The following is a 10,313-nucleotide window of genomic DNA, read 5'->3' as shown; positions in this document are numbered from 1 at the left end:
CACAACATCTTAATGCACCCCTTCCACATGTTAGGTGTGGCTGGTGTATTCGGTGGTAGCTTGTTCTCCGCAATGCACGGTTCTTTGGTAACTTCTTCCTTGGTGCGTGAAACCACCGAGAACGAATCTCAAAACTACGGTTACAAATTCGGTCAAGAAGAAGAAACCTACAACATCGTTGCTGCACACGGTTACTTCGGTCGCTTGATTTTCCAATACGCGTCCTTCAACAACAGCCGTTCCTTGCACTTCTTCCTAGCTGCATGGCCTGTAATCGGTATCTGGTTTACCGCTTTGGGTGTTAGCACAATGGCGTTCAACTTGAACGGTTTCAACTTCAACCAGTCCATCATCGACTCTCAAGGTCGTGTAATCAACACCTGGGCTGACATCATCAACCGCGCTAACTTGGGTATGGAAGTAATGCACGAGCGTAACGCTCACAACTTCCCCTTAGACTTAGCTGCTGGCGAAGTTGCTCCTGTTGCTTTAACCGCTCCTGCTATCAACGGTTAATCATTAACCTTTAGCAATCACAAAAAAGCTTCCTCCTTACGGGGGAGGCTTTTTTGGTTTTTATTTGTTAAGTAGGTCGGGATAAATAATTAAAGGTTTGTAGTAAGGACTTTAGTCCTCAAAAAAAGGGCTAGAGCCGCTTACTACGAACTGAATTACAATAATTGACATCGCAAAACATATATTTTGATTTATTCTTGGCAAGTTAGTTAATTGTTCTGGGAATACCCGATAAATCAGGTTTCTACATGAGGGACAAAATGGAGAATATTAATATTTAGGTAAACTCAGCAACTATTTCAACATGGTGCTTAAAAAGCCCAAATCCATGTAAAATACAGATTCCAGACTGTATTTCCTTAACATCATGGGCAGCACTTTTGGTCATCTTTTCCGTATTACTACTTTTGGCGAGTCCCACGGTGGAGGCGTGGGAGTTGTAATTGATGGTTGTCCTCCGCGACTGGAAATTTCTGCGGAAGAAATTCAAGTGGAGTTGGATAGAAGACGGCCAGGACAAAGTAAAATTACTACTCCCCGGAAGGAAGCAGACACCTGCGAAATTTTATCTGGGGTGTTTGAAGGTAAAACCTTGGGAACACCAATCTCTATTTTGGTGCGTAACAAAGATACTCGTCCCCAAGACTATGACGAGATGGCGCAAAAATATCGCCCTTCTCACGCGGATGCTACCTATGATGCTAAGTATGGAATTCGGAATTGGCAAGGTGGCGGCAGGTCGTCAGCGCGTGAGACAATCGGGAGGGTGGCAGCAGGTGCGATCGCTAAAAAAATTCTCCGTCAAGTTGCTAATGTAGAAATCATCGGTTACGTCAAGCGCATCAAGGACTTGGAAGGCGTAGTTGACCCCAATACTGTAACTTTGGATGATGTAGAAAGCAATATTGTACGCTGTCCTGATGCGGAATGCGCGCAAAAAATGATTGAATTAATCGAACAAACTGGTAGACAAGGTGATTCTATCGGTGGGGTTGTGGAATGTGTGGCGCGAAATGTGCCTAAAGGTTTGGGTGAGCCAGTATTTGATAAGTTAGAGGCTGATATTGCTAAAGGTGTGATGTCTCTCCCTGCTAGCAAAGGTTTTGAAATTGGTTCAGGTTTCGCGGGGACGCTGTTAACTGGGATTGAACATAACGACGAATTTTATATAGATGAAAATGGTGAAGTTCGCACAGTAACTAATCGTTCCGGGGGAATTCAAGGGGGAATTTCTAACGGCGAAAATATTATTTTGCGAGTTGCGTTTAAGCCTACGGCTACTATTAGAAAAGAGCAGAAAACAGTGACTCGTGAGGGTGAAGAAACTCTATTAGCTGCTAAAGGCAGACATGATCCTTGTGTTTTACCCCGTGCTGTGCCAATGGTTGAGGCGATGGTGGCTTTGGTATTGTGTGACCATTTGTTACGCCAGCATGGACAGTGTAAGCTGTTTTAATTGTAGGTGCGATCGCCTGTATCCAGTCAGTCATTAACCTGGCTCATAATATAGTTGTAAAATGAACATTAATGAAGAAGATACTCAACAGTATCTTCTTTATTATTTCTAACTGATTTATCCCTAATTATATGAATTTCATTACAATTTTAGGATTAGCAGCCGCTACGTTAACCACAATCGCCTTCTTACCACAAATGTGGCAAACATGGCGCACAAAATCAGCGAAAGATGTTTCTTATGTCATGCTGATTACGTTTATGGGTGGTCTGTTTTTATGGTTAATCTATGGCATTTATCTACAAGCTTTGCCGATTATTCTGGCTAACGGCACCACTTTATTTTTAAACTCGATAATTTTATGGCTTAAAATTAAATATAGATAGATACCCTTTAGTTAAACACCTGTGACATCTTCCTTATTTACTGCTGAACGTCTGTTATTCACCCCTGCTACACCCGAAACCAACGCCATACCATTGATATTCGCTTTCCCTAATGAGTATACGGTGGGAATCACTAGCTTAGGCTATCAGGTTGTGTGGGCGACTTTGGCAATGCGTCGTGATGTGCAGGTGAGTCGTCTATTTACTGATACTTGCGAAACCCTTCCTAGACAGCCGGAAATTGTCGGCTTTTCGATTTCTTGGGAATTGGATTATGTAAATATTTTAAATTTGTTGTCATCTTTAGAAATTCCCATTCGCGCAATTAACCGTGATGATTCTCACCCGCTTGTTTTTGGTGGCGGCCCGGTTCTCACGGCTAACCCCGAACCTTTTGCTGATTTTTTTGATGTGATTTTATTAGGGGATGGAGAAAATTTACTAGGGAATTTTATAGAAACTTATCAAGAAGTTAGACACGCTTCCAGACAAACTCAATTGCAAAGACTTGCACAAGTACCAGGAATTTATGTCCCTAGTTTATATGTAGTAGAATATGAAGCACCAGATGGGGCGATAAGTTCGATTAAACCGATTAATTCGGAAATTCCCGCAGTGGTGCAGAAACAAACTTATCGAGGAAACACTCTCTCAGCTTCTACTGTAGTAACTGAAAAGGCGGCTTGGGAAAATATTTTTATGGTGGAAGTGGTGCGGAGTTGTCCCGAAATGTGCCGCTTTTGTTTAGCTAGTTATCTGACTTTACCTTTTAGAACTGCGAGTCTGGAAGGTTCTTTAATTCCGGCGATTGAAAAAGGTTTACAAGTTACAAACCGCTTGGGTTTATTGGGTGCTTCTGTAACTCAACATCCAGAATTTGAGACTTTATTAGATTACATTAGTCAGCCAAAATATGATGATGTGCGGTTGAGTATTGCTTCGGTGCGGACTAATACTGTAACGGAACAGTTAGCTAAAACTTTGGCGAAAAGAGACACGCGATCGCTTACCATTGCTGTAGAAAGTGGTTCGGAAAAATTACGCCAAATCATCAACAAAAAACTACATAACGATGAAATCATTCAAGCAGCTATCAATGCTAAAACTGGCGGCTTGACAGGCTTGAAACTCTATGGAATGGTAGGTATTCCGGGAGAAGAACCAGAAGATTTAGACGCAACGGTAGCTATGATGCGGAGTATTAAAAAAGCTGCGCCGGGACTGCGGTTAACTCTCGGTTGTAGTACCTTTGTACCGAAATCCCATACACCATTTCAATGGTTTGGGGTAAACACTCAAGCAGAAAAGCGGTTACAGTGGTTGCAAAAACAGCTTAAACCGCAAGGGATAGATTTTCGCCCAGAGAGTTATAATTGGTCGATTATACAGGCTTTGATATCGAGAGGCGATCGCCGCATTTCTCAACTGCTGGAACTTACCCGCGACTTTGGCGACTCCTTGGGTAGTTACAAGCGTGCTTTCAAACAACTCAAAGGCCAAATACCTGATTTAGATGTCTACGTCCACAGTAATTGGTCACATCAGCAGATATTACCTTGGAATCACTTGCAAGGCCCGCTACCACAGTCTACACTACTAAAGCATTTGGCTGAAGCTACCAGTCATTTTTCTCAGGAACTCCAGCCATTAAATTGATAGTTATAAGTGAATGCAAAACACATCTGAGTTTTACTGCGCTTATTGCGGTGAACCTAACTTAACCTTTATTGACTTAAGTGCTGGGGGACAACAATCTTATGTAGAAGATTGTCAAGTTTGCTGTCGTCCTAATATTTTATATATTCGAGTGGATGAAGACACCCTAGAAATTGAAATTGATACCGAGTACGAAGGCTAAATTTTAGGTTTTCCTTTCCATGCTGCACTTTCAACATTCCTCAGTCATTAACGCACCAATAGAAGTTGTTTGGAAATTCCACGAAAGACCGGATATTTTACAACTACTAACTCCACCTTGGCAACCAGTACAAGTAGTTCGCCGGGAGGGAGGACTAGAAGTAGGGGCTATTACCGAGTTTAAGCTGTTTCTTACGCCTATACCCTTAACTTGGTTAGCGCGTCATACGGAATGCGAAAAATATCGCTGGTTTACTGATGAACAGATATCTGGGCCTTTTGAGTCTTGGGTACATCGCCATGAATTTGAACCCCAAGGAAACAAAACTAAGCTGAAGGATGATATTTCCTACGTTATGCCTGGAGGGGAAACGATAGAATTTTTTAGCGGTTGGTTAGTGCAATCCCAACTCGAAGCAATGTTTCGCTATCGTCATTTTGTCACTAAGCGCGAGTGTGAATCATTGCCAAAAATTCCTTAGTTGTCTTGATTCTTCAAACTTTGGCGTGAAATCCACTTCACTACATCAGGAAATCAGCGATAAAAAATATGAAACACCTTTGCAGAACCAACTGTAACGGCTGATTTGTGATGTTTAACTGCATCCCAAATTGCATTTGCTACATCTTCAGGTTTCTCTACGATGGGGTTTTGTAACACATCATTGAGTAAGAAACAGAAATTTTATCTTGATGAGGTACATTCATCTAGTCTCTTGAAAAGTGTCAGAATGCTCTCTTAAAATTGGGCGTGTGCAAAGATAAGTCAGAGGGCCGAATAAGGGAATCAAAGTGATTGCCCAAAATACTGATACGTTATTCCAGTTACGGCGAGACATATCATCTGTAAGAATTGTGGGAAATAAAAGGGCGAACAGGCAAAAAGCCAAGCTCATACCATGAATAAAGCGATCGCTCTGAAATTGCATGATAAAATCTTCCCAATTACCTAAGTTGACAGCATAAGCCAGCAACACAATTGTACTGACACTCAAAATCACACCGTATAAGCGAGAGTCTAACAATTGCAAAAAAGCGTCTTTCTGCCCTAAAAATTCTGTATTGGGTTTCCGTAAAGCCAAATATGGCAACAGTCCCAACACCCCAGAACCCACCGATGCTAGAGCAAAAGGCCAAAACGGTATCCATTGCATCCTACCATCAATGAACAACAGACCACTGTAAATCAATAGCCAAATGCCAATGAGCGAAAATAAAGACAGAATTACGGCATTGATATCAGCCCACTGAAGAGTCAATATATTTTTCAGCAGTGTTAATGTTTCCTCTAGATGTAAAGGTGGAGCTAGAAACAAAATATAGGCAATAAATCCCGCCCATAATAACCATAATCCCAATTTTCCAGCCATAATCTTCGATGTTGAGCCAAATAAATTTCAGCAAGAGTTGTATTCTCTCTCGCTGATTCATATTTCTCAAACCACCTTGGAGAAGATTTTGATTACTTAATTGTTTAACTTGTGACTGATTGCTGCTGAGAGGGTATGACTTCGGCACTCGTTTCTGGTAGTGGGGGACGAACAGACAAATAAACCAACGCGCCAAATAAGGGAATTAAAGTAAATAACCAAAACAACTGCTGATTTTGCCAACCGCGACGCGCCAGATCATCACCCAATAAAGCCGGAAATAATAGGCACAGTAGGCAAAAATCTAAACTCATCACATGGATGAAGCGGCTAGTTTGCCACTGTTGCACAAAGTTACTCCAATCACCCTGACTTAAACCATAGCCGACTAGAATCGTCGCCCCTACAGTTAAGACAATACCAGTCAAACGAGAATCTAAGAGCTTAATCAAAGCGTTTTTTTGTCCGATAAACTTTTGATTGGGTTCTCTTAAAGCTAGATAGGGTAACAGCGCAAACGCACCAACGGCGAAAGAAGCACTTGCAAACAACCAAGCTGGTATTTTTTGCCCTCTACCATCAATAAATAGTAATGCGCTGTAAATTAAAGGCCAGATGCCCATGAGGTTGAATAAGGCTATGACTAAGGGATTGATACCTTGCCACTGACCGATAGACAGTTGTTTAATTAATTCAAAGGTATCGGGACTATCAGGTGGTGCAAACACAAAAGCATAAGTGATGAATCCTAGCCACAGCACCCCAAAAGCAATGTTTCTGACCATAATTTTGATGTAATTAACTAAAGGCTTCTGAGAGGTAATCAGCCGCAGCCATGACAACTGCGATCGCATTTTCGTAATCTAGGCGTGTAGGGCCTAAAACTCCAACACTTCCTAACGGGACTCCACCCCGACGATAGTTAGAAGAAATTAAGGTACAAGTGCGTATCGGTTCTAATGGGTTTTCTGCACCAATACGCACCGTCACCTTGGGTTTATTCGTCTCTTCCACCTCTGGCTCCTCAAAGATTAGCCGCCAGAGTTGTTCTTGTTCTTCTTCCAATAGTTGAATAATCGTTTGTACTTGCTGTAGTTGGGAAAATTCTGGTTGACGCAACACCTCCGCTACACCCCGCACCATAATCTGTGTTGTCGTCGGTGCGAAGGTGCGATGAGCTAATTCTGAGGCAAAATCTTTCAGGAACTCCCCGTAAACTTGAAATTCCCGATCTAACTGACTCCAGTCTAAGTTGCTAATTTCTAACAGACTTTGCCCCCGTAAGTGAGTATTCAAAAAGTTAGACACAATTTGCAACTCTCGATCAATTACTTCTGGGTCAGATTTTGTTTCTGTTCTGGTTGGTGGTAAATCTATCAGCTTGGAATGGGTTTCATAACCATCCGTTACCACAATTAACATAATTTTTCCTTCAATCTGCATTAATTGCAGATGTCGCACAATGGCTGTATTAGTTTGCGGCATGGTAATCAAGCTAATACATCCACTTAAGCTAGCTAAAATCTGCGCTGCACCTTGCAACAGAATCTCTAAACTCCAATCTTCCCAGTGGAGACGCTGTTGCAGTGACATTTCTACCTTTTTTGTCACCGCTTCCGTGCGCGTAGCGTCTTGCAAAGAGGGTGTAACTAGCTGATCAACATAAATCCGATAACCTGAGTCAGAAGGTACTCGTCCGGCAGATGTGTGTGGTTGGTACAATAACCCAGATTTTTCTAGTGCGCCCATCACATTGCGGATGGTGGCGGAACTAACACCCAGGTCGTACTCCTCGACCAAAGCTTTGGAACCAACAGGTTCTGCCGTAGCTATGTAGTGACGTACCGTAGCCCAAAGTATATGCTGTTGTCGATTTGTCAACTGGACTTGCATAGGGTATCTTTGACAGAAAGCTAATTTTAATCAAGGTTTGAAAAGTTTTTTGGATTTGAAAGCCAAAAAATTATGAATTTTTATTGAAAATAACTAAATATTTAATTATATTGTAATGACTAATATTAAAGTCCTCAGCCGCTACTTTCGTCTAGCAAGCGTTTCCAGAAAAAAAACACAGATTTGAATATATTATTATTATTCGATTGTCTAAGTATTATCCTATAACATTTTGATAAAAATTGTAGTTTTAGTTACTGATTTTTAAGAGAAAATTTAGCTGGTTTTATGGTAAAACCCATCTCTAATTGAAATACAGGCTCTATTGCTCAAAATTTCAGCTAGTATTATTTTGTTTAAAAAAGCACATATAAGCTGAGAGACTTATTCCCAGCTTGCTATGGCTGTTTTTTCTGAAATCTCCCGCCGCATCAGTTGATGAGTGGGTTCAATCTTCAGCTATGGGATACTTAATACTGGGGAATGGAACGGTCAACTAAGATAGAGTAGGCATCAATGCCACCAGCAATATTTTTGACATTGGTAAAACCTTGAGTAACTAACCACTGACACATTTGGGCAGAACGGATGCCGTGATGACATAGTACAAGAGTTTCCGCATGGGGATTAAACTTAGCAGGAACTTGATCTGCCCATTGGGTAAATTCACTCAGAGGCAGATTGACAAAGCCATTAATCTTAGCAAGTGCTACTTCTTGGGGTTCACGCACATCTATGAACTGAATACTGGCATCATTGTCAGCCAGACGTTGTGCTAGTTCCTCTACACTAATTTGAGCGATGGGTTGATCAGAAATGTTCCTGGTCATGGTGATAATAAACAGTCGTATATGATTTATGGTGACAGAAAACTTTTAACCTAGCATAAGCAATTTTGCTTAAGAGTCATTAGTCATGAGTTATTAATCATTAGCTTTTCTCCTTTGTGGCTGATGCTGCTGCCTTGTCTCTCCCGCACCCCTGCCCAAACCTTGAGGGGGCGTTGTATTTCGGGATAAATAAGCTGGCGTAGAGGTGCAGAGAGTCAAAGAGTTCTAAATACAACAAGTATTCCGTCCTTTAGCCTTGGCTTGATAGAGCGCATCATCGGCTCTGTGGAACATATCATCAATTTTTATATCTTCTGTCTGGTAAACAGCTATACCAATACTTACTGTTATGCTCAGTGTGTTTGTCAGTGTTGGGATTGGTGTCTCAGCCACTACAGAACGAATGCGATGGGCAGCCGTGAGAGCTTGAGAAGCATTGGTGTGGGGCATTAAGACAACAAATTCTTCACCTCCATATCTTCCAATTAAGTCTACTTTTCTCAGAGTGCTGCTGACTACAGAAGTGAAGGTAACTAAGGCGCGATCGCCCGTCAAATGTCCATAAGTATCATTAATCTTTTTAAAATGATCTATATCGAGGAGCAAAAGAGAAAATGTTGATTCGTACCGACAAGCCTGGTTAAATTCTTGCTCGGCAGCTTTTAAAAAGCTACGACGATTTAAAACACCAGTCAGAGCGTCTATTTGAGCTAACTTTTCAACTTCTGCTAATTTTTTTTTCAGTTCGTCAGTTATATATTTTAAAGTTAAATGTGTTTTCACACGAGCGAGCAGTTCGGGTTTTCTAAATGGTTTTGTCACGTAATCAACAGCACCTAAATCAAAAGCGTTGACAAGATGCTCTTGCTCATGACTAGCTGTGAGAAAAATAATTGGAATTTCTTGATAATTTTGGTCTTCTTTAATAGCCTGACAAACCTGTAACCCATCCATATCCGGCATCATCATGTCCAGTAAAATCAGGTCAGGTGTAATATTCTTCAGCCGTTCTAATGCTTGTTGTCCACTAACTGCAAAGGTTGTGTTATAACCAATATCGTTGAGCATACTACCAACTACTTTCAGGTTTTGGGCAATATCATCAACGACAAGAATTAAAAAATTTTCTGGGATAAATGATAAAGTTTGCATTTAACAAGAATCTCCGGCAATTTGTTGACGAATAGAGGGGAATTTTTCGATAGTTTGCGGTAATAACTGCCAATCAAAAGCATCTAATTGCGTTTTCAGAGAACTTACATAATCCGCTAAAATTTGGCATTGATGTTCCTGACTCCAAACCTCTAGGTGGGCAATAAACTGTTGTAGTTCTCGCATTTCTAGAGTTTTCCGCAGTGTTGTCCAGACCATTTCTTCCTCCTGACGAATTTTGGTCAGAAGTTCTCCTAAGTTAATCGGAGTAGTGAATGAAACTTTACTAGAGTTATTTGACTGCAATGGGCTATCTTCTGCCGAAGGCAATGGTGCATGCTGATATTTTTCCCCAATCGGAGCAAAAAACTGCAAATGTTTTTTCATTTCTGTTACGAGTGCGCTACGGCTGACAGGTTTACGCAAAAAGCCCTGGCAAATTGTCTCAACCTCTAATTGTTCTTCCTTCTGGCAAGAAGCTGTCAAAATAATGATGGGAATATGTTGAGTGCGTGCGTCATTTTTGAGATGCAACGCAGTTTCACATCCATTCATCCGAGGCATTCGCAAATCAAGTAAAATCAAGTCTGGCTGATGTATTTGCGTCAGGCGAATCGCTTCCTCGCCATCTTCAGCCATGATTAACAAATGATGAGTTTGGGCAAAGTATCCCTGAATTAGCTGGCGATTTGAGTCTACATCATCCACAACCAAAATTGTGCAGGGAGCAAACTGATTGAGATCATCATCTGGAGAGGAATGTTCAGGCAATTCCGTAGTGTCATTGCCTAGGGATAACTCAGGAAAGATAAAAGTAAAAATACTACCTTGCCCTAACTCACTTTCGAGTGTG

Annotated in this window: 11 protein-coding genes and 1 pseudogene; 6 read left to right on the top strand and 6 right to left on the bottom strand. The window is 41.3% G+C overall.

Annotated features, from left to right (window positions below):
- The 6 genes and pseudogenes from AACS98_RS19455 to AACS98_RS19430 all read left to right on the top strand — a co-directional run.
- A pseudogene (locus tag AACS98_RS19455) lies at window positions 1–516 on the top strand (photosystem II q(b) protein); the annotation flags it as partial.
- Between the two features lie 367 nt (window positions 517–883).
- Window positions 884–1,972: a chorismate synthase gene (aroC, locus tag AACS98_RS19450; protein WP_066382884.1), complete on the top strand. Its 1,089-nt coding sequence runs from the start codon at window positions 884–886 to the stop codon at window positions 1,970–1,972.
- Window positions 1,973–2,103: 131 nt separating this feature from the next.
- The gene (locus AACS98_RS19445; RefSeq protein WP_066382883.1) at window positions 2,104–2,358 is read left to right on the top strand and encodes a SemiSWEET transporter; all 255 of its coding nucleotides are present in this window, start codon (window positions 2,104–2,106) and stop codon (window positions 2,356–2,358) included.
- A gap of 21 nt (window positions 2,359–2,379) precedes the next feature.
- Window positions 2,380–4,014, top strand: coding sequence for a B12-binding domain-containing radical SAM protein (locus tag AACS98_RS19440; RefSeq protein WP_066382882.1), 1,635 nt, complete (start codon window positions 2,380–2,382; stop codon window positions 4,012–4,014).
- A 13-nt stretch (window positions 4,015–4,027) separates the two neighbouring features.
- Complete coding sequence (locus AACS98_RS19435) at window positions 4,028–4,216, top strand: CPXCG motif-containing cysteine-rich protein (RefSeq protein WP_066382880.1); 189 nt, start codon at window positions 4,028–4,030, stop codon at window positions 4,214–4,216.
- Between the two features lie 19 nt (window positions 4,217–4,235).
- A complete protein-coding gene (locus tag AACS98_RS19430) occupies window positions 4,236–4,697 on the top strand; it encodes an SRPBCC family protein (RefSeq protein WP_066382878.1) in 462 nt (153 codons plus the stop codon).
- A 222-nt stretch (window positions 4,698–4,919) separates the two neighbouring features.
- Here AACS98_RS19430 and AACS98_RS19425 read toward each other — a convergent pair whose 3' ends face one another.
- The 6 genes from AACS98_RS19425 to AACS98_RS19400 form a co-directional block, all read right to left on the bottom strand.
- On the bottom strand, window positions 4,920–5,585 hold the full coding sequence (locus tag AACS98_RS19425; protein ID WP_066382876.1) for a hypothetical protein: 666 nt from the start codon (window positions 5,583–5,585) through the stop codon (window positions 4,920–4,922).
- Between the two features lie 104 nt (window positions 5,586–5,689).
- A complete protein-coding gene (locus AACS98_RS19420; protein ID WP_066382874.1) occupies window positions 5,690–6,370 on the bottom strand; it encodes a hypothetical protein in 681 nt (226 codons plus the stop codon).
- A gap of 13 nt (window positions 6,371–6,383) precedes the next feature.
- The gene (gene hrcA, locus AACS98_RS19415) at window positions 6,384–7,478 is read right to left on the bottom strand and encodes a heat-inducible transcriptional repressor HrcA (RefSeq protein WP_066382873.1); all 1,095 of its coding nucleotides are present in this window, start codon (window positions 7,476–7,478) and stop codon (window positions 6,384–6,386) included.
- A 470-nt stretch (window positions 7,479–7,948) separates the two neighbouring features.
- Window positions 7,949–8,308 carry a rhodanese-like domain-containing protein gene (locus AACS98_RS19410; RefSeq protein ID WP_066382870.1) on the bottom strand — a complete coding sequence of 120 codons (360 nt, stop codon included), beginning with the start codon at window positions 8,306–8,308 and terminating at the stop codon, window positions 7,949–7,951.
- 225 nt (window positions 8,309–8,533) lie between these two features.
- Window positions 8,534–9,460 carry a diguanylate cyclase gene (locus tag AACS98_RS19405; protein WP_066382865.1) on the bottom strand — a complete coding sequence of 309 codons (927 nt, stop codon included), beginning with the start codon at window positions 9,458–9,460 and terminating at the stop codon, window positions 8,534–8,536.
- The coding region (locus AACS98_RS19400; RefSeq protein WP_198161163.1) for a response regulator at window positions 9,461–10,313 on the bottom strand (853 nt) is incomplete at its 5' end. It abuts the gene before it with no gap.

The organism is Anabaena sp. CA = ATCC 33047 (genome assembly GCF_963870205.1).
Taxonomy (GTDB): domain Bacteria; phylum Cyanobacteriota; class Cyanobacteriia; order Cyanobacteriales; family Nostocaceae; genus Trichormus.
Note: the sequence above shows the minus strand (reverse complement) of the source record. Positions and strands in the feature narration are given on the sequence as shown.